30 protein-coding genes are annotated in these 22633 nt (G+C 57.1%); 8 read left to right on the top strand and 22 right to left on the bottom strand.

Annotated elements, in window-relative coordinates:
- Positions 1-13 precede the first annotated feature (13 nt).
- Genes CC94_RS0113315 through gshB form a run of 7 tightly spaced genes read right to left on the bottom strand, consistent with a single transcriptional unit; the run spans position 14 to position 5731 of the window.
- A complete protein-coding gene (locus CC94_RS0113315; protein ID WP_005370561.1) occupies positions 14-1294 on the bottom strand; it encodes a dihydroorotase in 1281 nt (426 codons plus the stop codon).
- Positions 1291-2256 (bottom strand): aspartate carbamoyltransferase catalytic subunit, encoded by a 966-nt coding sequence (locus tag CC94_RS0113310; protein ID WP_005370559.1) that lies wholly within the window; start codon positions 2254-2256, stop codon positions 1291-1293. Before CC94_RS0113310 ends, CC94_RS0113315 begins: the two co-directional genes overlap by 4 nt.
- A gap of 3 nt (positions 2257-2259) precedes the next feature.
- Entirely contained in the window at positions 2260-2778 is a 519-nt protein-coding gene (gene pyrR / locus CC94_RS0113305; protein WP_005370550.1) for a bifunctional pyr operon transcriptional regulator/uracil phosphoribosyltransferase PyrR, read from the bottom strand.
- Positions 2768-3280, bottom strand: a complete 513-nt coding sequence (ruvX, locus tag CC94_RS0113300) for a Holliday junction resolvase RuvX (protein WP_005370548.1) — start codon at positions 3278-3280, stop codon at positions 2768-2770. The genes pyrR and ruvX overlap by 11 nt, the downstream gene beginning before the upstream one ends.
- Entirely contained in the window at positions 3273-3836 is a 564-nt protein-coding gene (locus CC94_RS0113295) for a YqgE/AlgH family protein (RefSeq protein ID WP_005370547.1), read from the bottom strand. Before CC94_RS0113295 ends, ruvX begins: the two co-directional genes overlap by 8 nt.
- Before the next feature lie 43 nt (positions 3837-3879).
- Complete coding sequence (locus CC94_RS0113290) at positions 3880-4797, bottom strand: TonB family protein (protein ID WP_005370545.1); 918 nt, start codon at positions 4795-4797, stop codon at positions 3880-3882.
- Positions 4784-5731, bottom strand: coding sequence for a glutathione synthase (gene gshB, locus CC94_RS0113285; RefSeq protein ID WP_005370543.1), 948 nt, complete (start codon positions 5729-5731; stop codon positions 4784-4786). Before gshB ends, CC94_RS0113290 begins: the two co-directional genes overlap by 14 nt.
- A 120-nt stretch (positions 5732-5851) precedes the next feature.
- Here gshB and rpmB point away from each other — a divergent pair, with 120 nt between their 5' ends.
- Positions 5852-6088 (top strand): 50S ribosomal protein L28, encoded by a 237-nt coding sequence (rpmB, locus tag CC94_RS0113280; protein ID WP_005370541.1) that lies wholly within the window; start codon positions 5852-5854, stop codon positions 6086-6088.
- 12 nt (positions 6089-6100) lie between these two features.
- Positions 6101-6256 (top strand): 50S ribosomal protein L33, encoded by a 156-nt coding sequence (gene rpmG, locus CC94_RS0113275; protein ID WP_005370539.1) that lies wholly within the window; start codon positions 6101-6103, stop codon positions 6254-6256.
- A gap of 68 nt (positions 6257-6324) precedes the next feature.
- On the opposite strand, the gene CC94_RS0113270 is transcribed toward rpmG, so the two are convergent.
- The gene (locus tag CC94_RS0113270) at positions 6325-7629 is read right to left on the bottom strand and encodes a cyclic nucleotide-binding domain-containing protein (protein WP_245549474.1); all 1305 of its coding nucleotides are present in this window, start codon (positions 7627-7629) and stop codon (positions 6325-6327) included.
- Positions 7630-7864: 235 nt separating this feature from the next.
- On the opposite strand from CC94_RS0113270, the gene CC94_RS0113265 reads away from it, so the two are divergent.
- The 3 genes from CC94_RS0113265 (at position 7865) to CC94_RS0113255 (ending at position 10217) form a co-directional block, all read left to right on the top strand.
- A complete protein-coding gene (locus tag CC94_RS0113265) occupies positions 7865-9229 on the top strand; it encodes a DegQ family serine endoprotease (protein WP_031431232.1) in 1365 nt (454 codons plus the stop codon).
- Positions 9230-9295: 66 nt separating this feature from the next.
- Positions 9296-9811, top strand: a complete 516-nt coding sequence (gene moaB, locus CC94_RS0113260) for a molybdenum cofactor biosynthesis protein B (protein WP_005370533.1) — start codon at positions 9296-9298, stop codon at positions 9809-9811.
- A 1-nt stretch (position 9812) separates the two neighbouring features.
- A complete protein-coding gene (locus CC94_RS0113255; RefSeq protein ID WP_005370532.1) occupies positions 9813-10217 on the top strand; it encodes a DUF423 domain-containing protein in 405 nt (134 codons plus the stop codon).
- Between the two features lie 112 nt (positions 10218-10329).
- Here the strand turns inward: CC94_RS0113255 and CC94_RS0113250 are convergent, their stop codons facing one another.
- The 5 genes from CC94_RS0113250 to CC94_RS0113230 all read right to left on the bottom strand — a co-directional run bounded on the left by CC94_RS0113250 (position 10330) and on the right by CC94_RS0113230 (position 13757).
- A complete protein-coding gene (locus CC94_RS0113250; protein ID WP_005370531.1) occupies positions 10330-10590 on the bottom strand; it encodes an HP1242/YdcH family protein in 261 nt (86 codons plus the stop codon).
- Between the two features lie 318 nt (positions 10591-10908).
- Entirely contained in the window at positions 10909-11229 is a 321-nt protein-coding gene (locus tag CC94_RS0113245) for a non-heme iron oxygenase ferredoxin subunit (RefSeq protein ID WP_005370530.1), read from the bottom strand.
- A 17-nt stretch (positions 11230-11246) separates the two neighbouring features.
- Positions 11247-12032 (bottom strand): class I SAM-dependent methyltransferase, encoded by a 786-nt coding sequence (locus CC94_RS0113240; protein WP_005370529.1) that lies wholly within the window; start codon positions 12030-12032, stop codon positions 11247-11249.
- 49 nt (positions 12033-12081) lie between these two features.
- Complete coding sequence (gene sufU / locus CC94_RS0113235) at positions 12082-12534, bottom strand: Fe-S cluster assembly sulfur transfer protein SufU (RefSeq protein ID WP_031431229.1); 453 nt, start codon at positions 12532-12534, stop codon at positions 12082-12084.
- Positions 12534-13757, bottom strand: coding sequence for a cysteine desulfurase (locus CC94_RS0113230; RefSeq protein ID WP_031431227.1), 1224 nt, complete (start codon positions 13755-13757; stop codon positions 12534-12536). Before CC94_RS0113230 ends, sufU begins: the two co-directional genes overlap by 1 nt.
- Before the next feature lie 134 nt (positions 13758-13891).
- On the opposite strand from CC94_RS0113230, the gene CC94_RS21570 reads away from it, so the two are divergent.
- A complete protein-coding gene (locus tag CC94_RS21570) occupies positions 13892-14407 on the top strand; it encodes a Uma2 family endonuclease (RefSeq protein WP_245619749.1) in 516 nt (171 codons plus the stop codon).
- A 36-nt stretch (positions 14408-14443) separates the two neighbouring features.
- Here the strand turns inward: CC94_RS21570 and sufD are convergent, their stop codons facing one another.
- From sufD to CC94_RS0113205, 4 genes are all read right to left on the bottom strand, one after another.
- Positions 14444-15766: a Fe-S cluster assembly protein SufD gene (gene sufD / locus CC94_RS0113220; RefSeq protein ID WP_005370516.1), complete on the bottom strand. Its 1323-nt coding sequence runs from the start codon at positions 15764-15766 to the stop codon at positions 14444-14446.
- Positions 15766-16509, bottom strand: a complete 744-nt coding sequence (gene sufC / locus CC94_RS0113215) for a Fe-S cluster assembly ATPase SufC (protein ID WP_005370514.1) — start codon at positions 16507-16509, stop codon at positions 15766-15768. The genes sufD and sufC overlap by 1 nt, the downstream gene beginning before the upstream one ends.
- A 171-nt stretch (positions 16510-16680) precedes the next feature.
- Positions 16681-18129, bottom strand: a complete 1449-nt coding sequence (gene sufB, locus CC94_RS0113210) for a Fe-S cluster assembly protein SufB (protein ID WP_031431226.1) — start codon at positions 18127-18129, stop codon at positions 16681-16683.
- 97 nt (positions 18130-18226) lie between these two features.
- Positions 18227-18676 (bottom strand): SUF system Fe-S cluster assembly regulator, encoded by a 450-nt coding sequence (locus CC94_RS0113205; RefSeq protein ID WP_031431224.1) that lies wholly within the window; start codon positions 18674-18676, stop codon positions 18227-18229.
- A 170-nt stretch (positions 18677-18846) separates the two neighbouring features.
- On the opposite strand from CC94_RS0113205, the gene ppnP reads away from it, so the two are divergent.
- Both ppnP and CC94_RS0113195 read left to right on the top strand, forming a co-directional pair.
- Entirely contained in the window at positions 18847-19161 is a 315-nt protein-coding gene (gene ppnP / locus CC94_RS0113200; protein ID WP_005370508.1) for a pyrimidine/purine nucleoside phosphorylase, read from the top strand.
- A gap of 26 nt (positions 19162-19187) precedes the next feature.
- Positions 19188-19616, top strand: coding sequence for a YcgN family cysteine cluster protein (locus CC94_RS0113195; RefSeq protein ID WP_031431223.1), 429 nt, complete (start codon positions 19188-19190; stop codon positions 19614-19616).
- 55 nt (positions 19617-19671) lie between these two features.
- On the opposite strand, the gene CC94_RS0113190 is transcribed toward CC94_RS0113195, so the two are convergent.
- From CC94_RS0113190 to CC94_RS0113170, 5 genes are all read right to left on the bottom strand, one after another.
- On the bottom strand, positions 19672-20145 hold the full coding sequence (locus CC94_RS0113190) for a discoidin domain-containing protein (protein ID WP_005370504.1): 474 nt from the start codon (positions 20143-20145) through the stop codon (positions 19672-19674).
- Positions 20146-20202: 57 nt separating this feature from the next.
- On the bottom strand, positions 20203-20589 hold the full coding sequence (locus tag CC94_RS0113185) for a DUF6632 domain-containing protein (RefSeq protein WP_031431222.1): 387 nt from the start codon (positions 20587-20589) through the stop codon (positions 20203-20205).
- Positions 20590-20657: 68 nt separating this feature from the next.
- On the bottom strand, positions 20658-20945 hold the full coding sequence (locus CC94_RS0113180) for a hypothetical protein (protein WP_031431220.1): 288 nt from the start codon (positions 20943-20945) through the stop codon (positions 20658-20660).
- 85 nt (positions 20946-21030) lie between these two features.
- Entirely contained in the window at positions 21031-21993 is a 963-nt protein-coding gene (locus tag CC94_RS0113175) for a YVTN family beta-propeller repeat protein (protein ID WP_031431218.1), read from the bottom strand.
- 2 nt (positions 21994-21995) lie between these two features.
- Positions 21996-22562 carry an SRPBCC family protein gene (locus CC94_RS0113170; RefSeq protein WP_005370497.1) on the bottom strand — a complete coding sequence of 189 codons (567 nt, stop codon included), beginning with the start codon at positions 22560-22562 and terminating at the stop codon, positions 21996-21998.
- Positions 22563-22633 lie beyond the last annotated feature (71 nt).

Here is a 22633-nt window from a genome sequence, read left to right as displayed (position 1 = left end):
TCCGGCCGCAACCCTAAGCCGGCGAATGGATCAACCGTCCAGCCTGCAGGGTATGAGTGACCCGGCCTTTCATCGTCTGCCCCCAGAACGGCGTATTGACGCCCTGGCTTTTCCAGTTGGCTTCATCGATTGTCCAGACTGAAGCCGGATCGAAGATGCAGACATCGGCCTGCAGGCCCGGCGTCAGCGCGCCGCGCCCGAGGCCCAGTATCTGCGCCGGCTTCGAGGTCAGCGCCGCGATGCCTTCGGACAGGGTCAGCGCACCGTCGTCGGCCAGTTTGAGCAACAGCGGCAGTACCGTTTCCAACGCGGAAATGCCCGGCTCGGTTTCCGGGAAGGCGCCGAGTTTGGCGTCGAGATCGTGCGGCTGATGATCCGAAACGATCGCGTCGATCGTGCCGGCCGCCAGGCCCGTCCGCAAATACTGCCTGTCGGCCTCGGTACGGAGCGGCGGCAGCACATGGTAGGCGCTGTCGAACGGGATCATGTCGTTTTCGGTCAGATGCAGCTGATGCATCGCCACGTCGGCGGTAACCCGCAAGCCGTCGTTCCTGGCCTGCCGGATCTTGAGCACCGAACGCTTGCAGCTGAGCTGCCCGAAATGGACCCGGCAGCCGGTCAGTTCGGCCAGTTCGAGGCACTGCGCCAGCGCGATCGTTTCGGCCGCCTCCGGTATGCTCGGCAGACCGTAGCGGGTCGCCAACACGCCTTCGTGCGCGCAGCCGTTGTTGCCGAGCCAGAAATCGTTGGGCCGAAACATCAGCAGCAAATCGTGGCTTGCCGCATATTCCATCGCCCGCCGCAGGATCAGCAGGTTTTTGACCGGCCGGTTCGCATGCCCGACCGCGATACAGCCGGCCCGCTGCAAAGACAGCATCGAGCTGAGTTCGGTCCCGTCGAGCTTTTGCGTCAGCGCGGCGATCGGATGGATCTGCGGATAGCCGGCTTTTTCGGCCAGTTCCCGTACCAGCTCCGCAACGGCCGGCGTATCGATCACCGGCACCGTATCCGGCTGCAGGCACAGGGTCGTAAAGCCGGCACTGGCCGCCGCGCGGGTTTCGCTCTTGAATGTTCCCTTGCGGCTTTGTCCCGGCTCGCGCAAACGGGCGCTCAGATCGATGAAGCCGGGACAGACGATTTGTCCGGCCGCGTCGAGGGTAAAGTCCGCGTCGAAACCGTCCGGCCTGGCGGCAACCGAAAGGATCTTGCCGTCCGCAATGTAAACGCCGCCGGTCCGGTCGATGCCGTTGGTCGGATCGACCAGGCGTCCGCCCGTAATCTGTATCTTGTTCATACGCTGACTCCGTGCGGATGCATCACCATCGCCATCACCGCCATCCGCACCGCGATACCGTTGCTGACCTGTTGCAATATCACCGACTGCGGGCCGTCGGCGACCTTCGAGTCGATCTCCACGCCGCGGTTGATCGGCCCCGGATGCATCACGATCGCATCGGGCTTCGCGTATTTCAATTTGTCCCCGGTCAGGCCGAAACATTTGAAATATTCGCTTTCGCTGGGCAGCAGGGCCGAACTCATCCTTTCTTTCTGCAGGCGCAGCATCATCACCACGTCCACATCGTTCAGACCGTTTTTCAGGTCGTGGAACACTTTCACGCCCAGCGTCTCGACATAGGCCGGCAGCAAAGTTTTGGGCGCAATCACCCGGACCTCGGCGGCGCCCAGCGTGTTCAGGGCGATGATTTCGGAACGGGCGACCCGCGAATGCAGGATGTCGCCGATGATCGCGACCTTCAGCGGCGCGAAATCTTTCTTGATCCGGCGAATCGTGAACATGTCCAGCATCGCCTGGGTCGGATGCGCATGCTGGCCGTCGCCGGCATTGATCACGCCGATGTGCGGCGCGGCCTGTTGGGCAATGAAATGAGCCGCGCCGCTCAGCGCATGGCGGACGACGAACATGTCGACGAACATCGCCTCCAGATTGCGAATCGTATCGAGCAGGCTTTCGCCTTTCGAAGTGGCCGAAGTCGCGATGTTGATGCTGAGCACGTCGGCCGACAGGCGCTTGGCCGCCAGTTCGAACGTGGTCCGGGTGCGCGTGCTGTTTTCGAAGAACAGGTTCACGATCGTCTTGCCGCGCAGGATCGGCACTTTCTTGACCTGCTGGTCGGACATGCCGGCGAACGACTCGGCCATGTCGAGAATTTCGGTCAACAGCGATTTGTCCAGCCCCTCGATTGTCAGAAAATGCTTCAGCTTGCCTTCCGGGGTCAGTTGCAGATTGCCGGCCATGAATCAAGCGGCTCCTTTGGCACACTCGATATGCACGCCCAACGGTTCGGGACCGGTCAGCTTGATGCGCTGGCCCGGATTCAGTTCGATCCGGCTCCCGACGCAATCCGGCGCGATCGGAATCTGCTTGCCGTCGCGCTTGATCAGCACCGCCAGCACGACCTGGTTCGGCCGTCCGTAATCGAAAATCTCGTTCAACGCCGCGCGAATGGTGCGGCCGGTGTAAAACACGTCGTCGACCAGAATGATGTCGCGGCCTTCGAGCTGAGTGGGCAACTGGTTCGGCTTCACCCTCGGGTTCATCCCGATCTGCGAAAAATCGTCGCGGTAGAAGGAAATGTCGAGGAGTCCCAAAGGCTCCTGAATGTGGAGTTTCCTGTGCAGGCGCTCGGCGATCCAGACGCCGCCGGTGCGTATCCCAACCATCAGGGGATTATTCAATTTACGGTCGGCAATAAGGGATTCAAGCTGGTCGGCCAGGCGGTCGATCAGCTCCGGGATATCGATATGGTTAGGATTCATTTTCTCGATGGCTATGGCTATTGAGCCAGGTTTGCAAAATAAGCTGCGCGGCCAGCTGGTCCTGGACTTCCCAGAGTTTCTTAGCCTTCACGCTCACCTCGTCGAACAGCAGCTGTTTCGCCTCGAAGGTCGACAAGGTTTCGTCCTGCCGGTAAACGGGCAGGCCGAAGCGGCCTTCCAGCTGCCGGCAGAATTTTAGCATGCGCGGCGTGACCGGATTGTCGCTTCCGTCCGCCTGCCGCGAAATGCCAACGACCAGCCCCACCGGATGCCATGCCCGGATCAGTTCGGCAATTCCCTGCCAGTTCGGCTGTTGGTTGGCCGCCCTGAGCGTCCGCAGCGGGCTTGCGGTCAGCGTGGCCGTTTGTCCGACCGCCACGCCGATCTTCTTGATGCCGAAGTCGAAGCCGAGAAAGGTATCGCCGGCGCTTTTCGATGCCAGCGGGTCCCTGCGTTCGGAAGTCTTCGTGTTGCCGGGAAGCCTGGATAAATCCTCAGCCATGTCCAGCCGGCATGGTCAGCTGGTTGATGTCGATGCCGATCTGCCCGGCCGCGGCCGTCCAGCGCATATTGATCGGCAGGTCGAATAAGACCTTGGTGCCGAACGGCGAATTGAGCCAGGCATTTTCCTTGATTTCCCTTTCCAACTGGCCTTCGCCCCAGCCGGCATAACCGAGCGCGACCAGATAGTGTTCCGGCCCTTCGCCGACCGCAATCGCCTCGATCACATCGCGCGAAGTGGTCAGCGAAATCGTATCGGAAACCGGCAGCGTCGCGTCCCACTGCCCACAGGCCGTATGCACGACGAAGCCGCGGTCCTGCTGCACCGGCCCGCCCGCGAAGATCGGCGCCTCGGCGGCCTCTTCGGAAGTCACGCGGATATCCATCTGCTTGAAGATTTCGCTGAGCTTCATTCCGGTCGAACGGTTGATCACGATGCCCAAAGCGCCTTCCTGATTATGCTGACACATGTAAGTGACGGTATGAAAAAAATTGGGATCGGCCAGATTCGGCATCGCGATGATGAATTGATTGTTCAAATAAGTTGCTTCGTTCATGGCTATCACTCATATCTAAGGTTACTGGACAAACCGCACCTGTTCAACGCGTCGTAATGCCCGACTCATCGGAGAATTTCCATACCCGGGTAATCACCAGCACACTCAACTCCTTCAACAAATCTTGGGGCAAAGGGGCGAAAGGGGCGCTCATCCGAACGATATTCTTGGCCGCTTCGTCCAGCTCCGGAATCCCCGAGGATTTGTTGATCCGGATGCTGTAGATGCTGCCGTCGGCATTGATGCCTACATCCATTGTCAAAGTAGCCGAAAAATTCCGTTTCGAAGCGACTTCGGGATAATTGCGGTTTCCCATCCTTTCGACCTTGTCTTCCCAGTCTTTCAGGTACTGCGCCGCCAGATATTTATGCGCACTGACCATGCTGACGAACTTGATCTTGCTTTGCTCGCCGCTCAGCTGGCTGTCGCGGATTTCGGTGCCCAGTTGAGTGATCTGTTCCTGCAGCGCCTCCGCCGTCAGAATCGGATGACGGCGCTGCTCGACGGCAGGCCGTTTCTCGGGCGCCGGTTGCACGTCCGCCTCGGCGGCTTTTTTCTCGGCCTTCTGCTGGGTCAAAACTTTTTTCTGGACCTTGGGCCTGGGATGACTCTGCTGCGGTTCCGGCTCGGCCCTTGCCAGATGCTTGCTTTGGGGGGTATTGCCCTCATTCGCGATTTTCCGGGCTTGCGGCTTCGGTTTGATGTCCTGTTGCCCGGCCCCGACCTGATTTTCCTGCGCCAACATTTTCGCCTGTTTGGGCGCTTTCCTGGCCGGCGTATCGACCAGCGTAATCTCGATCGAACGTTTGAATTCTTCGGGTTTCGGAGCCGAAAAATCAACCCCCAAAATAAGCAGGATATGCAGGGCCGCCGCGACGAACAAAAAAACCAGAATCGTATCGTTACCCGATGATACCGTGGGCGCGAACAAGGTGCGGCTCGTCATTTCAGGCGATTGCATTCTCGATATGGTCCATCAGCATGCCGGCGATATTCAGCCCGAATTCGCGGTCCAGCTCCTGCACGCAGGTCGGGCTGGTCACGTTGATTTCGGTCAGGGTGTCGCCGATCACGTCGATGCCGGCGAAAACCAGGCCTTTCTCCCGCAAAGTCGGACCCACCTGTCCGGCGATCCACCTATCGCGTTCGGTCAATGGCCGGCCCTCGGCGCGGCCGCCGGCCGCAAGATTGCCGCGCGTTTCGCCGGGCGCCGGAATCCGCGCCAGCGCATACGGCACCGCTTCGCCGTTGACCAGTAAAATGCGCTTGTCGCCGTCGACGATTTCGGGTAGGTATTTTTGCGCCATCACATAGCGGGTATTATATCGCGTCATCATTTCCAGTATCACGCTCAGGTTGGGGTCGCCCCGGCGCAAGCGAAATATGGAAGTGCCGCCCATGCCGTCCAGCGGTTTCAGAATAATTTCCTCCTGCTCGTACAGAAAATGGCGAATCCGTTCGGGCTCTCTCGCCACCAAGGTTTCGGCGCAGCATTGCGGAAACCAGGCCGTGAACAACTTCTCGTTCGCATCACGTAGCGATTGCGGTTTGTTCACGACATAGACCCCCAAATTTTCCGCACGTTCCAGCAGGTAGGTGGCATAGATGTACTCCTGGTCGAATGGCGGGTCCTTGCGCATCAGGATCACGTCGAGCTGGTCCAGCGGTATATCCCGTTCGAGATGGAATTCGAACCACCGCTGCGGATCCCGCTGCACGGTCAGCGTACGGGTTCGCGCATAAGCCCGGCCGTTGCGCAGGTAAAGATCGTTCAATTCCATGTAGTGAAGCTCCCAGCCCCTGGCCTGCGCTTCGAGCAGCATCGCAAAGCTGGTGTCTTTTTTGATATTGATCTTCTGGATGGAATCCATCACCATGCCGAGCTTGATAGACATCGTTTTCCTTGTTCGTTGGCTTGAAACATCCGGTTTATTTTATCGGGAGTTATTTACCTTGAAAAGAAATTTTGGTATAAAGTTAGATTAACTTTGAACCAAGGCATATTGAGGGTAATCATGTCCAGAGTCTGTCAAGTAACCGGCAAACACCCGGTTACCGGAAACAACGTTTCCCACGCAAACAACAAAACCAACCGCCGTTTTTTGCCTAATCTGCAGCATCACAGATTCTGGGTGGAAAGCGAAAACCGCTGGGTTCGCCTGAGAATTTCGGCCAAAGGCATGCGGATCATCGATAAAAAAGGCATCGACGCGGTATTGGCCGACCTGCGCGGCCGCGGCGAGAAAGTGTAAGGAGAGAGAAAAATGCGCGATAAAATCAAATTGGTTTCTACCGAAGGCACCGGTCATTTCTATACCACGACCAAAAACAAGAGAACGATGCCCGAAAAGATGGAAATCAAAAAATTCGATCCGGTGGTCCGCAAGCACGTGATCTACAAAGAAGCGAAAATCAAATAAGCCGCTTTCCGATTCCGCTCCCGGGCTTGGCCGGGAGCTTGTTGCCCCCGATTTCGTCCGGGCGGTTCTTAGGCGTCGTTTTTGAGTTTCCGGAGCATGTGTTTTAATTGCTCGAAATGCCTGGACAGCGTCGTGAAACGATCTTCGATCCGTTTCTTTTCCTCATCCAGTTCGCTGCATCTGTCGTTCAGCTGCTTGACCGTACGGCGCAACATTTCATTTTCCTTTTTGAGCTTTAGAAGCTGCTCATCAGGACCGGCATCCCGTTCCTCCGGCATCGGAGTGCCTTCCTCTACTTGAGGCGGCGCATCGGCCTTCGTCTCGTTCCGGCTCTCGGCTGAGTCTTCCTTAGACGCTTCGGCTACGGATTCCATCCCTCCTTTCAGGATGAATGCCTTGAACCGGTGCTTCAGCAGAAAAAAAGCCCCCGCCTCGCTGATGCGCCCGTTACGGCACACCACGATTACCGGTTTGTCCCGATTCAAACTTTTAAGCTGCATCCTTAAGGAAAAAAACTGCACATTGACGCTGCCTTCGATATGACCCCGCTCGAATTCATCCAACGGCCGAAGATCCAGCACGGCACCGCCCTCATCCCGCAGCGCCGCCATTTCCTCGTAGCCGACGAAAACCAAAGAAGGCTTTTTGATCAGGGCGACGAACCGGTTCTTGTCCAGACGCAATACGGTCACATCGGTCAAGGCAGTCACCGAAACCGTCCGCGGCGCACCGCTAATCAATGCATCCTCGCCGAAAATCTCGCCCTTTTCGAGCACGGCAAGCCGAATGGATTTCGAGATCGGCGTCGGCTTCCGCGAAATCTCGCATTGGCCGCTTTTCAAAAAATAAAAGTAATCCCCCTCGGCACCCTGTTCGATAATCACCTCTCCCTTGACCACCGCCACCTCTTCCAAGGCAAGCAGGATTTTCTGCAGATTAGCCGGAGGCAACCGCTGAAAAATCGGTAATTTCAGCAGTATCGTCATCCAGTCATCGGAGTTTTCGTCAATTTCCTCTTCAACCACCACCATTTCGCTCTCTTCCTTATATTCCAGCGCCGGAGGATTGTTGGCCTTTTCCGCATCCACCCTGACGAACCGGACGACGCCCTTGGCGAACGCATCGATCTTTCTCGGCAATTGATGCGCCAGGGCAAACTTGGCGGACTCGTGTGCGGACGAAACCACTTCGATGACCAAACCTTCCGCCTGCAGCACCACTTCGCCTTCAAGCAGGTAGAATAAATCGTTTTCGGTATCGCCTTTTTTAAACAGCAAAGCATCCCTGATTTCTTCTACCGTGATTTCATTGCACAAGTCATTGAACAACGGCCCCGGCAAGGTCGCCAAAGGAACCAGTTTTCGAATGCGCAAAGCATCCTCTGAATTTACATCTACCGCCATAGGCCCATTAAACGCGATTAACAACATTCGCGCAGGACTCGAATCAGGCCGCCCGTTTAAATCCTGCCGGAATACCGGAAAAATAGCACGCCGCACCGAAACAATAAAGCTTTTATTATGCGAAAGACTCCCTATTTCGGCCTTGTTTTAAACGTTTTCGATCTTATATTGTCTATTGCCACGTTTAACCCGCTTGAGAATCCGTATGAGAAAAAAATTTGCAAAACAGTACGCGATACCGCTTCTTTTAACGGCCAGCCTTGGAATCAGCACTCCCGCGACAGCCGGACTACCGGCTTTCCTGGGCGGTCAGAGCGTGCCTTCGCTGGCGCCGATGCTGGAAAAAAGCATGCCTGCCGTGGTCAATATTTCGACCACCACCAATATCGAGGTCGCGGAAAACCCTTTGCTGCAAGACCCTTTTTTCCGGCATTTTTTCAATCTGCCCAACCAATCGCCGCGCCAGCAGCAAAAAAACAGCCTCGGTTCCGGCGTCATTATCGACAGCGACAAAGGCTACGTGCTGACCAATAACCATGTGATCGACAAAGCGGACAAGATCATGGTCACCCTGAGCGACGGCCGCCAGCTCGACGCCCGCCTGGTCGGCGCCGATCCGGAAGCCGATGTGGCGGTCGTCCAGATTCAGGGCGACAATCTGACCGAATTGCCGATGGCCGATTCGAGCCAGCTGAGAGTCGGCGATTTCGTGGTCGCGATCGGCAACCCGTTCGGCCTCGGCCAGACGGTCACCTCGGGAATCATCAGCGCGCTGGGGCGCTCGGGACTGGGCATCGAAGGCTATGAAGACTTCATTCAGACCGACGCCTCGATCAACCCCGGCAACTCGGGCGGCGCACTCGTCAACCTGAACGGCGAATTTATCGGGATGAATACCGCGATCCTGGCGCCGAGCGGCGGCAATGTCGGGATCGGCTTCGCGATTCCGTCGAACATGGTCGCGAGCCTCATGGATTCCCTGGTCAAACACGGCGAAGTGCGCCGCGGACTGCTCGGCGTCACGACGCAGGACCTGACGCCCGACCTGGTCAAGGCCTTCAATCTGACCAATCACCAAGGGGCGGTGATCAGCCGGATCGAAAGCAATTCGGCCGCCGCCAAAGCCGGCCTGGAACCGGGCGACGTGATCGTTGCGGCCAACGGCAAGCCGATCCGAAACAGTCATGAAATCCGCAACATCATCGGTCTGATGCAGATCGGCGACGAGGTGAACATCGAGTTCTACCGCGGCAACGAAAAAAAACAGGCCACTGCCACCATCGGCAAGCCCGAACGCCCGCATTTGAACGGCGAGAAACTGCATCCGACCCTGAAAGGCACGATTCTGGGTGCCACCTCGAAGGACCAGGTCGAAGGCATTCTGATCGAGAAGATCAATACCGCTTCCTACGCTTGGCGTGTCGGCCTCAGGCCCGGCGACGTGATCGTGACCGCCAACCGTTACCGCGTGCACAGCCTGGACGAGCTGAAACAGGCCGCCGATCCGGAGTCGCCGTTGATGATCAATATTCAGCGCGGCCAGGAAGGCTTCTTCGTCGTCTTGCGGTAAACGCAAATGCTGGTTACCCTATGCGGGTTTCGATAACCCGCATACCAACCCATCAACGCTCTACCGATGACGAACACTTTCATCCCTTTAAATATCGCGGTATTGGTCGTCTCCGATACGCGTACCGAAGCCGACGACATTTCCGGCAAAACGCTGGCCGAACGCGCGGTGGCCGCCGGCCATCACATCATCGAAAAAAAAATCGTGCCCGACGACATCTACCGGATACGAGCAATCGTCTCGCAATGGATTGCCGATGAGCAGGTGAATGTGGTCCTCGCCACCGGCGGCACCGGGGTAACCGGCCGCGACGGCACGCCCGAAGCGGTCAGGCCGCTGCTCGACAAAGTGCTCGACGGCTTCGGCGAAACCTTCCGGATGCTGTCCTACCAGGACATCAAGACCTCGACGATCCAGTCGCGCGCGCTCGCCGGCGTCGCGAACGGCACGTATCTCTTTTGCCTGCCCGGTTCGTCCGGGGCCTGCCGCACCGCCTGGGATCATCTGATCAAAGATCAGCTCGACTTCCGCACCCAACCCTGCAACCTCGTTCAACTGATGCCAAGACTTGTGGAAATCTGACATGCAATCGAGTTTTTTATTTTTTGGCGCGCTCGGCGCCTTGGTCGGCGTAGGCATGGGCGCGTTCGGCGCGCACGGCCTGAAAAATATGATCAGCCCGGAAATGCTGACGGTCTACCAGACCGGCGTCAGCTACCAGATGTGGCATGCGCTGGGGTTGATCGGAATCGCCCTGATCCGCCGGAACGAGCCCGAATCCAAACTCTTGAACTGGGCCGGCTGGCTGATGCTGACCGGCATCGTGCTGTTCTCGGGCAGCCTGTACCTGCTCGCGATCATGGGTTTGAAGGAACTCGGAATGGTTACCCCGTTCGGCGGCGTCAGTTTTTTGCTAGCCTGGCTATTGCTGGCCGTTTACGCCACCAAGAAAGCGCCGGCCAGCAGGTATTCCTCACGCTCCCGCTGACTCTGTTTGCCGCCGAACAGGAACTATCCTTTTCAAAGCATAAAAAAGGGTACGACTTATGTACCCTTTTTTGTCTGCCGATGTAGCCGGCTTATCGCTAATCAAAGCCTTCTCAGCTCTCTACCGATTTTTCGGCGGCCTTTTGCAACATGCCGTACAGCGTATCTTTCATCTGCACGCGGCGCTTTTTCAGATTCTCCAGAAACTCGTCCGAATGCGCCTCGATTTCGAGCTCGGTACGGCGGATTTCGTCGTTAAGCTCGTCGTATTCCCGATGGAGTTTTTCAAACTCCGGATCAGTCGTCTTCAGGAGATGGATCTGCTCGCGGAATTCGGGGAATTCGATCGACAAATGATGCTTTTCGTTTAGCATAGGCTTTCCTTTAATTAATTTTAATAAGAAAAATTTTTATCGTTCCCTCACTCTGTGCTCGTCTTTATACACAAGTGAGGAGCAATCCAATGCGAGCTTTGGACTTCTGCCTGATCCACGATAAGGATTCCGTCAACAATGGCTTCCCCATGTAGGGTACGCTGTGCGTACCTTTTGGGCTTTGAGAAGGTACGCACAGCGTACCCTACAAATTGTTGTATTTGATGGAATATCGAATGGCCGGATACGATGTGTATAACGACGAGCGCTCTGCGTGGGAATAATCAGCGGAATTTATTTTTGACCCAATCCTGAAGATCAATCCCAACGGTCGTCCCGGACCTGAACTTTCCCGTTCTCGATCCGTAACGGGAAGGCATGAATATCCTCGTAAGCCGGCGGAGACAGCACCGCGCCGGTCTTCACGCAAAATCTCGCGCCGTGGCGGGGACAAATGATCTGGTCGCCGTCCAGTTCGCCGCTGGCGATTTCCGCCCCGTCGTGCGTGCAGGCGTCTTCGATCGCGTAATAGCACCCCTCGATCCGGAACACCGCGACATCGGTGCCGTCGACCTCGACAACTACATTTTCGCCGTCAGCCAGGGCATTCTGACCGCAAACATCAACCCATTCCGTCATCAGCAGTACCTGTTTTTCTAGCTTTTCAAATAAACGTCGTAACGCAACAATTTTCCCTGAAAACTCTCGTTCGGCTTGCCGCCGAGCGGTTCGGCGTAATCGGGGCTCTTGACGACGATCCGCCTGCCGGCGGCTTTAAACGCCGCTTCGAATAATTGTTCCTTATCTTGATCATCGCCCGAGAGGGCGCGCAGCACCACCATCGACTTTTTCGCAAGCGCGGATTTTTTGCGTTTGGGCGGGAACATCGGATCGAGATAGACACAGTCCGGCCTGCTGTCGAGATTCGCCAGGACCGCAATCGCATCGCCCTGAATCAATCGGGGCGACACCGGTGCCAGTCTTTGCATCCACTCCAGCTCCGCCAGCCGGCGGAAACCGTCGGCCAGCAGTTCGGCCATCACCGGCGAGCGTTCCAGGCAGGTCAGCTCGTATCCCATCCGGAAAATATGCAACGCATCCTGGCCCCAGCCGGTCGTCGCATCGACGACCGTTCGGGTCTTGCGGCCCAGCGCCTGCGCCAATGGACCTTGCTTCGGAGCAGGCCAGGAACGCTGCTCGCCGGCGCGCGGTTCGACTTCGACCGTAAGGCCGCCGGCTTTCGGCAGCTCGCGGTCCAGCAGCTTCAGGCTGCCGTCGCGCCAGCTCAGAAAAAACGCTTCCTGCGCACCGAAATCGGCAGTCCCGGCATTGCGCAGCGGAACGCCCAGACGTTCCGCCAACTGCCGGAAAGAGGACACATCGCCCTGCCCTTCATACAGCACGGCGAGTTTGCCGGAATATACGGAAGCCGGCCCGCTCATCGGCCCATCGAACCGGGATGCCCGATACGAATGCGATTCGAAAAAAACGTCACTCCGTCGAAACCGGCGTATGCTGATTCTTCAGCGCCGCATCGAGCGTATGCCAGGCCAGGGTCGCGCACTTCACGCGCGCCGGATATTCCCTGACGCCGGCTAGCACGGCCAGCTTGCCGAGCGCTTCGAGCTGCAGGTTCTCATCCTTGCCAGTCGTCATTTCGTGGAATTTTTTGAACAGGGCTTCGGCTTGCTGTTCGGTCATGCCCTTGACGATTTCGGTCATCAGCGATACCGAGGCGGTCGAGATCGCGCAGCCCGATCCCTGAAAGCTGACGTCCTTGATCACGTCGCCGTCCATTTTCAGGTACAGCGTCAGGTGGTCGCCGCACAAGGGATTGAAGCCTTCCACCTGCCGGTTCGCGTCTTCCATCACCCGAAAATTGCGCGGGTTGCGGTTGTGATCGAAAATGACCTCCTGGTAGAGGTCGCGTAATTCATCAAACATCAGCCAAATACCTTGATTAACGATTCTATCCCTTGCATCAGCGCGTCGATTTCCGCGCGAGTGTTATACATCGCGAAGGAAGCGCGCGCGGTCGCCGGCACCTCGAAAAAATCCATCACCGGCATCGCGCAGTGGTGGCCCGCCCGGATCGCGATCCCGAGACTGTCCAGCATCGTGCCGATATCGTGCGGATGCACGTTTTCCAGTACGAACGACAGGATCGCGCCTTTCCGGGCCGCTTCGCCGACGATGGTGAGACCGTCGATGTTCCGGGCCTGTTCGGTCGCATAGGCGAGCAATTCGGCCTCGTAAGCGGCCACTTGGTCCATCCCGACCGCATTCAGATAATCGATCGCGGCGCCCAGCCCGACCACGTCCGCGATGCTCGGCGTGCCGGCTTCGAACTTGTAGGGGAGTTTATTATAGTCCGATTTTTCGAAAGTCACCTTGCGGATCATGTCGCCGCCGCCCTGATACGGCGGCATCGCTTCGAGCAGCGCCCGCTTGCCGTAAAGCACGCCGATGCCGGAGGGACCGTACAGCTTATGCCCCGAAAACGCATAAAAATCGCAATCGAGCGCCTGCACATCGATTTTCATATGCGGCGCCGCCTGGGCGCCGTCGAGCAGTACCGGCACACTGCGCGCATGCGCAGCCGCAATGATTTTTTCGACCGGATTGATCGTACCCAGCGCATTGGACATGTGCGCGACCGCTACCAGGCGGGTCTTGTCGGTTAATAACGCTTCGAACGCTTCATAGATCAGCTCGCCCTTGCGGTTGATCGGCGCGACTTTCAATACTGCGCCGGTCTGCTCGCATAAGAGCTGCCAGGGCACGATATTCGAGTGATGCTCCATCGCGGTGATCAGGATTTCGTCGCCGGCCCGGATATGGGTCCGTCCGTAGCTTTGCGCGACCAGATTGATCGCCTCGGTCGCGCCCCTGACGAAAATGATTTCCTTTTCGCTGGCCGCGTTGATGAAGTCCCTGATCTTGCCGCGCGCGCTTTCGAACTTGTCGGTCGAACGCACGCTGAGCGTGTGCACGCCGCGGTGGATGTTCGCATAATCGTTCCGGTACAGATCGCTGATCGCGTCGATCACTGCGTTCGGCTTCTGGCAACTGGCGGCATTGTCCAGGTAAACCAGGTCTTTGCCGCGGATCTTTTGGGCCAGGATCGGAAAATCGGCACGGATTTTTTCTACGGGAAAATGTGTCATTACGTTAAAAGTTCTGTTTCAAATTCGGTGATTGCAACTTAAACCGAGAGCTATTATATTGGCTGTAAGGTTCAACTACGATTCTGTCTGATGGCTACCGTATCTCCCAGAAAACATCTGACCAATCTCGACGAATGGCGTCGACTCGGCGAGGCGGCTATTTTCCCCCGGACAGCCGTCTCGAACTGATCGAAGGAGAAATATTGGAAATGGCGCCTATCGGCTTTAATCACGCGGGCCATGTGATGCGGCTCAATCATTTTTTCTCGAAATTACTGGGCGATCGAGCCCTCGTCAATATTCAAAATCCCCTCCAGCTCGGCGACCTCTCCGAACCGGAACCGGACTTCATGCTGCTGAGACCGAATCCGGATTTTTACTCCTCGCGACATCCAAAGGCGGACGATGTCTTGCTGCTAATCGAAGTCGCCGACAGTTCGCTGGCTTTCGATCAGAACCAGAAACAGCGGTTATACGCGCTGCATCGAATTCCCGAGTACTGGCTGCTGAATCTGAACGACAACTGCCTGGAAGTTTACCGGCGCCCGCACGGCGAGTTATATGAGGAAAAAACCACCTTGCGCATTGGCGATTCGATCGGTTTGTCGCAGCTTCCCGGCATTGTTATCCAACTCTCGGATATTTTATAGTCTAAACGTTGGGTTGCCGTTTTCCGGCAACTCAACCTACAGCCACGCCTTTTCGACGCCTTGCTGCGGAAACCGCCGCAAGAGTTCGCCCAGCACCAGATCGTGCAGTTCCCTGATCTTGATCTTGTCGACCATTTCATTCGCAAACGCAAAAGTCAGCATGTTGCGCGCGGTTTCTTCGTCGACGCCGCGGGACTGTAAATAAAACACCGACTTTTCGTCCAACTGGCCGACCGTTACGCCGTGTCCGCATTTCACGTCGTCGGCATAGATTTCCAGTTGCGGCTTGGTATCCGCTTCCGCGTCGTTCGAGAGCAACAGGTTGCGGTTGTTCATTTCCGAATCGGTTTTTTGCGCATCCTCCGCGACAATCACCCGGCCCTGAAACACGCCCCGCGCTCTGTCATCGAGAACGCCTTTGTATAATTCGCGGCTGGTCGCATGAGGCTTCAAATGGTTGATCCGGGTGTGATTGTCGATATGCTGGCGCTTGTCGCCGACATACAGGCCGTTCAAAATACACTCCGATGCCAGATCCAGATCGGCATGAATGTCGCTCCTTGCCAGGAGCCCGCCGAACGCGTAATGATGGTGCGCAAAACGCGCATCCCGCGCCTGGGCCACGTAAGTGCCGCCGAAATGATAGGCCTTGGCCGACTCGGCCTGCAGCTTATAAAGCGCCAGCTCCGCGTTCGCGCCGACAAACACTTCGTTGACGGACGCTGCGAGGTAAGCGCAATCCGCGCCGATATAGGTCTCGACGACTTCGGCCTGCGCCATCGGATCGACAACAATCAGGTTGCGGGTGGTCGCCAACGCATCGGATTCGGTCACCACATGCAGCAGTTGCAGCGGCTTCGCCAGCACTTGCTTGGCCGGGATATGCACGAACAGGCCGTCGCTGAACCAGGCCGTGTTGAATGCGACAAAGCCGTGCTCGCTGTCCGCAACCGCCTTGCCGAAATGCTCCTCGACCCGCTCGGAATATTGCCTTAAAGCATCGGCCATACTCAGGACCAAGACATCATTGGGCAGGCTGGCGAGGCTCGAAAGCTCGGCCGAAAAACGGCCGTTCAACAGCACGATCGACCAGGCGTCCTGTAACCGATAACTGTCGATCCATGCCTGATCGACCGCGCTTGCCGGGGCAGACAAAAGCGGAGAAAACAGTTTCTTCTCGATTGCCGATACGTTCGTGTAACGCCATTCTTCCTCGCGCAGCGATGGAAATCCGCCGGCCGCAAACAACGCGAGCGCATCATGGCGCCGCTGCTTCAGCCAGGGTAAATTTCCGCCGGGCAATTGAGGCGCGATCCTTTCGTATTCCACCGGATAACGGCTTGCAGTCACTGCACTCATCACGCCGCCTCGAGCCAGCCGTAGCCTTTTTCTTCCAACTCCAGCGCCAGTTCGGGGCCGCCGGACTTCACGATCCGGCCGTGCGCCAACACATGCACCACGTCCGGCTTGATGTAGTCGAGCAGGCGCTGATAATGGGTCACCATCACGAACGCGCGCTCCGGCGAACGCAGCGAATTCACGCCGTCGGCGACGATCTTCAACGCATCGATGTCGAGGCCGGAATCGGTTTCGTCGAGAATGCACAGCTTCGGCTCCATGATCGCCATCTGCAGGATTTCGTTACGTTTCTTCTCGCCGCCGGAAAAGCCTTCGTTGACCGCGCGGTACAAAAACTTCTCGTCCATTTCCAACAGCTTGACCTTGTTCTTGACCAGGGTCAGAAAATCCATCGCATCGACTTCAGGCAGGCCGCGGTGCTTCCGAACCGCGTTCAGCGCGGCCTTCAGCAAATAAATGTTGCTGACGCCCGGAATTTCGACCGGGTATTGAAACGCCAGAAACACCCCTTCGCGCGCGCGGATTTCCGGCGCCATCTCGATCAGGTCCATGCCGCGATAGGTCACCGAACCTTCGGTTACGGTATAACCGGCCTTGCCCGACAGCACATGCGACAGCGTGCTTTTGCCGGAACCGTTCGGTCCCATGATCGCATGGATTTCTCCCGCATTGATCTCTAAATTGATGCCTTTCAGAATCGGCTTGTCGCCCACGCTGACGTGGAGATTTTCTATGCTGAGCATTTTGTTTTACCTGTGCTATTTAATTGGGTTTTGTACCCAGATACTTACAAATTTCTATGCGATACACATGCTTCGCTATTAAAGGCAAGCTCATAGGCTGGGTTGAGGAACGAAACCCAGCATTTTCGGACAATTGCTGGGTTTATCAACCCAGCCTACGGGGCTTGCCCACTAGCCGACCGAACCTTCCAGACTCAACCCCAGCAATGCCTGCGCCTCGACCGCAAACTCCATCGGCAATTCCTTGAAGACTTCCTTGCAAAAACCATTCACGATCATCGACACCGCATCTTCGGCCGAAAGCCCGCGCTGCTGGCAAAAAAACAGTTGGTCTTCGCTGATCTTCGAGGTGGTCGCTTCGTGCTCGACCTGCGCCGACGGCTGCCTGACTTCTATATAAGGAAAGGTATGGGCGCCGCAGCGGTCGCCGACCAGGAGCGAATCGCATTGCGTGTAGTTACGCGCGTTCTCGGCGCTCTTCAGTACCTTCACCAGGCCGCGGTAGGTATTCTGCGCCTTGCCCGCCGAGATGCCTTTCGACACGATCGTGCTGCGCGTGTTCTTGCCGATGTGGATCATCTTGGTGCCGGTGTCGGCCTGCTGGTAATTGTTGGTCAGCGCGACAGAATAAAATTCGCCGATCGAATTGTCGCCCGCCAACACGCAGCTCGGGTATTTCCAGGTGATCGCCGAACCGGTTTCGACCTGGGTCCAGGACACCTTCGAATTGTCGCCGCGGCAATCGGCGCGCTTGGTCACGAAGTTGTAAATGCCGCCCTTGCCTTCCTTGTCGCCCGGATACCAGTTCTGCACGGTCGAATATTTGATCGTGGCGTCTTTCAGCGCGACCAGCTCGACCACCGCCGCATGCAGTTGGTTTTCGTCGCGCATCGGCGCGGTGCAGCCTTCCAGATAAGACACATGGCTGCCTTCGTCCGCGATAATCAGGGTCCGCTCGAACTGCCCGGTGTTCGCTGCGTTGATCCGGAAATAGGTCGATAGTTCCATCGGGCAGCGCACGCCTTTCGGGATATAGACGAACGAGCCGTCGGTGAACACCGCCGAATTGAGCGCCGCGAAGAAATTATCGCCAGGCGGCACGACCGAGCCGAGGTATTGTTTGACCAGCTCGGGATACTCGCGCAACGCTTCCGAAATCGGGCAGAAAACGATGCCGGCATCCTTCAGCTTTTCCTTGAACGTGGTCGCAACCGAAACGCTGTCGAACACCGCGTCGACCGCGACACCGGCCAGACGCTCCTGCTCGTCGAGCGGAATGCCGAGCTTTTTATAGGCGGCCAGCACTTCCGGATCGATGTCGTCCAGGCTTTTCGGGCGGTCTTCCTTGCGTTTCGGCGCCGAATAGTAGCTGATCGCTTGGTAGTCGATCGGATCGAACTTCACGAACGCCCATTCGGGGGTTTTCATCGTGCGCCAATGGCGAAACGCTCTCAGGCGCCATTCCAGCATGAATTCAGGCTCGTTTTTGACTTTGGACAAGCGATGAATCACGTTCTCGTCGAGACCCGGCGCGAAGGTTTCGGTTTCCAGGACCGTCACAAAGCCCTGCTTGTATTCCTGGCTGATCAGGTTCTGAATTTCTTGAGCGCTTGCTGACATAAAAAACTCTCTAAATATCTCAATGAATGGATAGGGCTACATGATGGGTTTCGATCGATGGGTTTCGGCTGGCGCCTCTACCCATCCTACGCAGGCATTAACGGGATAAACTCGCGACCGGAATCAGGATTTTCTCGGGCACCATCGCCGGTTTGATCATATCCGCCAGCGTCACCGACTCCAGCGCGTCATGGATCGCCTGGTTGATCAGACCCCAATTACCGCGAATCCCGCAGCCTGAAGCCTGCTTGCAACCCCGGTGCGAAATGCTGCACTCGGTCAGCGCAATCGGGCCTTCCAACGCACGAATGACCGCCGCGACGGTGATCCTGTCCGGCGTACTGGCCAGGGCATAACCGCCTTTCGCGCCGCGCGTCGAAGTCAGTACCTGCGCATGGACCAGCAGTTTAAGAATTTTACTGACCGTGGGCAAGGCAATTCCGGTCGCCGAGGCTATTTCGATCGCCGTGTGGAATGCCGAGGCGCCTTTCGCCATATGGCTCAAAATCACTGTGGCGTAATCAGTCAGTTTACTTACCCGTAGCATATCTACCCTCTTCAATTAGGACTATTTTAGTCCTTTTTAATTCCGTAGTAAATAAGTAGGTTTTATTTTTTTACGTCCTTTCCCCTCGCACGGCGGACTCAAACCGAACCAAACCACCCGTAATCTGGTATCATGGCGCCCCCTGAAACTTACTCACAACACAAGGTACCATGTCCGAATTCAGCAATGTCACCGTCGTCAAAAAAGCCAACGTCTATTTCGGCGGCAACGTTTCCAGCCGCACGATCCGTTTCGCGGACGGCACGGTCAAAACCCTCGGCTTCATGCTGCCCGGAGAATACACGTTCAACACCGCCGATCCCGAACTGATGGAAATCCTCGACGGCGACCTGGACGTCTGGCTGCCGGGCGCAGCGCACTGGCAAACGGTCAAAGGCGGCGAGTCGTTCAACGTGCCGGGCAATGCGCAATTCACGGTCAAGATCAAGGCACCGACCGACTATTGCTGCTCGTTCCTGAAATAAAGGATTCGCCGAAAAAAACGGCCGCGATGAATTTCTGGCAAACCAAAACACTGCATGAAATGACCGACGCCGAATGGGAGTCGCTTTGCGACAACTGCGGCAAGTGCTGTTTGAACAAGCTCGAAGACGAGAAAACCGGCGAAATTCACTTCACCAGCGCGGCCTGCAGGCTGCTCGACCTGAAAACCTGCCGCTGCACGCGCTATGCGGAACGCACGCGGCTGGTGCCGCGCTGCCTCGACGTCAGAAAGCTGGATCCAGAAGCGTATCACTGGCTGCCCTCGACCTGCGCCTACCGCCTGCTGTCCGAAAGCGAAGACCTGCCTACATGGCACCCTTTAGTCTCGGGCCGCCGCGAAACGGTACAGCGTGCCGGTGTTTCGATAAGCAGCTATGCGGTCAACGAAAACCAGGTCAGGCGACTGGAGGATCACATCATCCGGTGGCTGGATTAATCAAACCCGATCCCATAAACCATCCACCCGACTGACGGCAAAAGAAGGGCCGATCTCAGGCAACCCGCAATTTTTCGAGAGAGGCAAAGGCGCGTTCCCCGCTAATGTCGGGCGTAATGTTCAGTTCGAGCCCGGTCACGCCGGAAAGCGCCACCGTATGATCTTCGGTCTCGCGCGTGCTTCCGTCGGGACTGAAATTCCATTGCTGGCGCACGATTTCATTCCAGGTCCGGCCGTCATCGCCGGACCAGCGAAGCTGGTATTCCTGGGTCCGCCTGATCGCGGTTTCCAAAAAAATCAGATGAATCCGATGAATATCTTGCGGTCGTTTAAAAAGCAGCCGGATCGTTTGCGCACCGGGCCTGGCGGCCCGCCAACCGCGTTCGGTGTTCGATAACAATGCCGCCTCCACCGGATGTTCGCTGCTTTCCGACGTGACTTCCACGTCGGCGAGCGACTCCAGATTCAGCCAGCTTGTCGTCCGCTTTTGCCGATCGGGGGAAATATCGGTAATGATGTGTTTTTCCATAAGACCTGGTTCTCAATATTCGAAATAAAACTTCTTTAGCTTGATTGAACGGCGCCTCTATGGTTCACGACGCTCCGGCGGCAGCAGATACCGGAGCGCGGCCGCCACCGGAAACAGCGCCGGCACATCTCCGGCCAGATTGGCCCGTTCGTTTTCGTCCGCAATGCCGTGAAACAGCATGATGCCGCCGTGCACAACACTCGACCAGATCGTAAAGCCGATCAGGCTCCGATGCGCCAGCGGATTCTTGGCCGCGAGGATCAGGAATACGCCCAGCGTGGCGTAAATGCCGATGATCATCTGCTCGTATTCCGGCTGCCGGGGCTCCCTGCCCCATCCCGAAGGCCAGATCCACATCATCAGCGGGTAAATGCCGACAATGAAGACGGTTCCGATGATCCGGAGCGCAATACCAAGGGATTTGAGTTTTTGATCCGGGGTCATGCCAACCTCCTCTGCTTTAAAAAAATGGGGCGGCGGGCGCACCCACTCCGTTCAGCGCAAACGGCGAGCTATTCGTCGCCCAGCCATCCTTCCAGCGTCTCGATAATACTCTGCGCCTGTTCCCGGCTGGAGATATTGAATTTGGACTTCTGGCGGTATTCGCCGTTCTGTTTCTGGTAACGCCGGATCGAATATTTGTCCGGGCCGTATTCTTCCTTCGTGCGATTCCACTCCTGGTAGCGGTACATCACCGTCGCCCAGGCCCCCTTGCTCAGGACTTTCTTGTCCAGTTCCTTAACCGTTTCCACGCCGCCGTCTTCATAGGCAATGGTCAATTCTTCTACATTCTCTGCCATATTACACCTAAAACTTCATGTAGGGTACGCTGCGCGTACCGTTCCACGGTTATAAATAACCCAAAACAGGTACGCGCAGCGTACCCTACTTTCCGATAAACTGTCCGAATGCCCGGCTGCCCTCGCCGGCCCTGATCGTCTCGACGACCGTAAGCCGCTTCGCATCGATCACCGATACCGTGCCGTCGAACCAGTTGGCGACATAGACATGGCGGTCGTCCGCGAGCGTGCCGATGCCTTCCGGCTTGCCGCCCACCTCGACCACCCCATGCTCCTTCAGTTCGGCCGTATCGATCACCGAAACCGAATCGCTGTTCTGGTTGGTCACCAACAGGCGGCTGTCGTTCAGCGCGAACGTAGCCGCATACGGCCTGCCCTGCACCTTGACGGTGGCCACGGCTTCCATCGACGCCGTATCGACCACCGTCACGTCGTCGCTTTCGACATTGGCGGTATAAAGGCGCCGGCCTTCGCTGTCGAGAGCCAAGCCGAAAGGGTGCGCGCCGACGCCGGCCGATCCGACCACTTTCAGACTGGCCAGATCGATCTTCGAAACCGAATCGCTAAGCCGGTTGGCGACATAGAGCCAGCGGTTGTCGGGACTGATCGCCAGGCCGGACGGCGACTGGCCGACCGGAATCGTCTTGACCGGTTGCAGGCTGTCCGCGTCGAGCACGGTCACGATCGCCTTGTACCAGTCCGCGACGAATAGCCGCCTGCCGGTCCGGTCGACGGCGACGCCCAACGCGCCGCTGCTGACTTTGGCTTCCTTGACGAGCACGCGGGTTTGCGCATCGATCACCGCGACGCTGCCGCTTTCCGGCGTACTGATGTAAACCCGGCGGCCGTCGGGCGCTACCGCCACGCCGGCCGGCTTGCCCTTGACGGGAACCGTATCGGCCACCTTGCCCGACTCGGTATCGATGATCGCGACATTGTCGTCCAGCTGATTGGTGATATAGGCGAAAGGCGCCGCCGCAGACGGCAACGGCAGGGCGGAAGCCGCCAGAACCGCCGCCGCGAGAACATAAGGTCGCAGCGAACGCATGCTTATTTTTCAGCCAGCGTTTTCAGGTTGGCCAGGCCGGTTTTCAGCACGTTTTCCACGGCCTTGTTCGCCACTTCCTCGTTCATTTCGGCCGGCGGATCGTTGTTCATGTAAGCACGGTAATAGGCCGCCTTCCAGAATACCTTCGATTTGTCCGCACCCTCGGCTTCGACGCCGATGGTCGCGGCATAATCGTGCACCGGCAAGACCGGCACGTGTTCTTGCGCGCCGGCATGGGTAATCGTGCTCGCGGTACTCATTTCGGTGATCTTGTAGGCATACGACATCTTCGCTTCGTCGTATTTTTTCAGCTCTTCGGTGATCGTGCCGCCATTAGTCAAGGTCAGAACGCGAACCGCGCCTTTCTTGTTGCCGCCCTTGTTTTCCACGCTGCCGATGCCGGGATGCCAGGACATGTCGCCGTAGTCCTTGATGATGCCCCAGACTTTCTCGGCGGGCGCGTTGATCACGACTTCCTCTTCGGCTTTCTGACGAACCGGTCCGTGCGCAACGGCAAGCGATGAAGCAAAGAACATCGCAGCGGGAATGCTGTACAACAGTTTTTTCATGATAACTCCTGAGTGGGACGTTAATAAATAAATGCCGCATTATATGCCAATCCCTTGCCGCAAGCATCCGT

The organism is Methylomicrobium agile (genome assembly GCF_000733855.1).
GTDB classification, from domain to species: Bacteria; Pseudomonadota; Gammaproteobacteria; order Methylococcales; family Methylomonadaceae; genus Methylomicrobium; species Methylomicrobium agile.
The sequence above is the reverse complement of the archived record's forward strand: the minus strand, read 5'-3'. Positions and strand labels throughout refer to the sequence as shown.

Coding starts and splice junctions, on each gene's coding strand:
- CC94_RS0113315 (WP_005370561.1), bottom strand. CDS start 1,294: ATGAACAAGATACAGATTACGGGCGGACGCCTGGTCGATCCGACCAAC.
- CC94_RS0113310 (WP_005370559.1), bottom strand. CDS start 2,256: ATGGCCGGCAATCTGCAACTGACCCCGGAAGGCAAGCTGAAGCATTTT.
- pyrR (WP_005370550.1), bottom strand. CDS start 2,778: ATGAATCCTAACCATATCGATATCCCGGAGCTGATCGACCGCCTGGCC.
- ruvX (WP_005370548.1), bottom strand. CDS start 3,280: ATGGCTGAGGATTTATCCAGGCTTCCCGGCAACACGAAGACTTCCGAA.
- CC94_RS0113295 (WP_005370547.1), bottom strand. CDS start 3,836: ATGAACGAAGCAACTTATTTGAACAATCAATTCATCATCGCGATGCCG.
- CC94_RS0113290 (WP_005370545.1), bottom strand. CDS start 4,797: ATGCAATCGCCTGAAATGACGAGCCGCACCTTGTTCGCGCCCACGGTA.
- gshB (WP_005370543.1), bottom strand. CDS start 5,731: ATGTCTATCAAGCTCGGCATGGTGATGGATTCCATCCAGAAGATCAAT.
- rpmB (WP_005370541.1), top strand. CDS start 5,852: ATGTCCAGAGTCTGTCAAGTAACCGGCAAACACCCGGTTACCGGAAAC.
- rpmG (WP_005370539.1), top strand. CDS start 6,101: ATGCGCGATAAAATCAAATTGGTTTCTACCGAAGGCACCGGTCATTTC.
- CC94_RS0113265 (WP_031431232.1), top strand. CDS start 7,865: ATGAGAAAAAAATTTGCAAAACAGTACGCGATACCGCTTCTTTTAACG.
- moaB (WP_005370533.1), top strand. CDS start 9,296: ATGACGAACACTTTCATCCCTTTAAATATCGCGGTATTGGTCGTCTCC.
- CC94_RS0113255 (WP_005370532.1), top strand. CDS start 9,813: ATGCAATCGAGTTTTTTATTTTTTGGCGCGCTCGGCGCCTTGGTCGGC.
- CC94_RS0113250 (WP_005370531.1), bottom strand. CDS start 10,590: ATGCTAAACGAAAAGCATCATTTGTCGATCGAATTCCCCGAATTCCGC.
- CC94_RS0113245 (WP_005370530.1), bottom strand. CDS start 11,229: ATGACGGAATGGGTTGATGTTTGCGGTCAGAATGCCCTGGCTGACGGC.
- CC94_RS0113240 (WP_005370529.1), bottom strand. CDS start 12,032: ATGAGCGGGCCGGCTTCCGTATATTCCGGCAAACTCGCCGTGCTGTAT.
- sufU (WP_031431229.1), bottom strand. CDS start 12,534: ATGTTTGATGAATTACGCGACCTCTACCAGGAGGTCATTTTCGATCAC.
- CC94_RS0113230 (WP_031431227.1), bottom strand. CDS start 13,757: ATGACACATTTTCCCGTAGAAAAAATCCGTGCCGATTTTCCGATCCTG.
- CC94_RS21570 (WP_245619749.1), top strand. CDS start 13,892: ATGGCGTCGACTCGGCGAGGCGGCTATTTTCCCCCGGACAGCCGTCTC.
- sufD (WP_005370516.1), bottom strand. CDS start 15,766: ATGAGTGCAGTGACTGCAAGCCGTTATCCGGTGGAATACGAAAGGATC.
- sufC (WP_005370514.1), bottom strand. CDS start 16,509: ATGCTCAGCATAGAAAATCTCCACGTCAGCGTGGGCGACAAGCCGATT.
- sufB (WP_031431226.1), bottom strand. CDS start 18,129: ATGTCAGCAAGCGCTCAAGAAATTCAGAACCTGATCAGCCAGGAATAC.
- CC94_RS0113205 (WP_031431224.1), bottom strand. CDS start 18,676: ATGCTACGGGTAAGTAAACTGACTGATTACGCCACAGTGATTTTGAGC.
- ppnP (WP_005370508.1), top strand. CDS start 18,847: ATGTCCGAATTCAGCAATGTCACCGTCGTCAAAAAAGCCAACGTCTAT.
- CC94_RS0113195 (WP_031431223.1), top strand. CDS start 19,188: ATGAATTTCTGGCAAACCAAAACACTGCATGAAATGACCGACGCCGAA.
- CC94_RS0113190 (WP_005370504.1), bottom strand. CDS start 20,145: ATGGAAAAACACATCATTACCGATATTTCCCCCGATCGGCAAAAGCGG.
- CC94_RS0113185 (WP_031431222.1), bottom strand. CDS start 20,589: ATGACCCCGGATCAAAAACTCAAATCCCTTGGTATTGCGCTCCGGATC.
- CC94_RS0113180 (WP_031431220.1), bottom strand. CDS start 20,945: ATGGCAGAGAATGTAGAAGAATTGACCATTGCCTATGAAGACGGCGGC.
- CC94_RS0113175 (WP_031431218.1), bottom strand. CDS start 21,993: ATGCGTTCGCTGCGACCTTATGTTCTCGCGGCGGCGGTTCTGGCGGCT.
- CC94_RS0113170 (WP_005370497.1), bottom strand. CDS start 22,562: ATGAAAAAACTGTTGTACAGCATTCCCGCTGCGATGTTCTTTGCTTCA.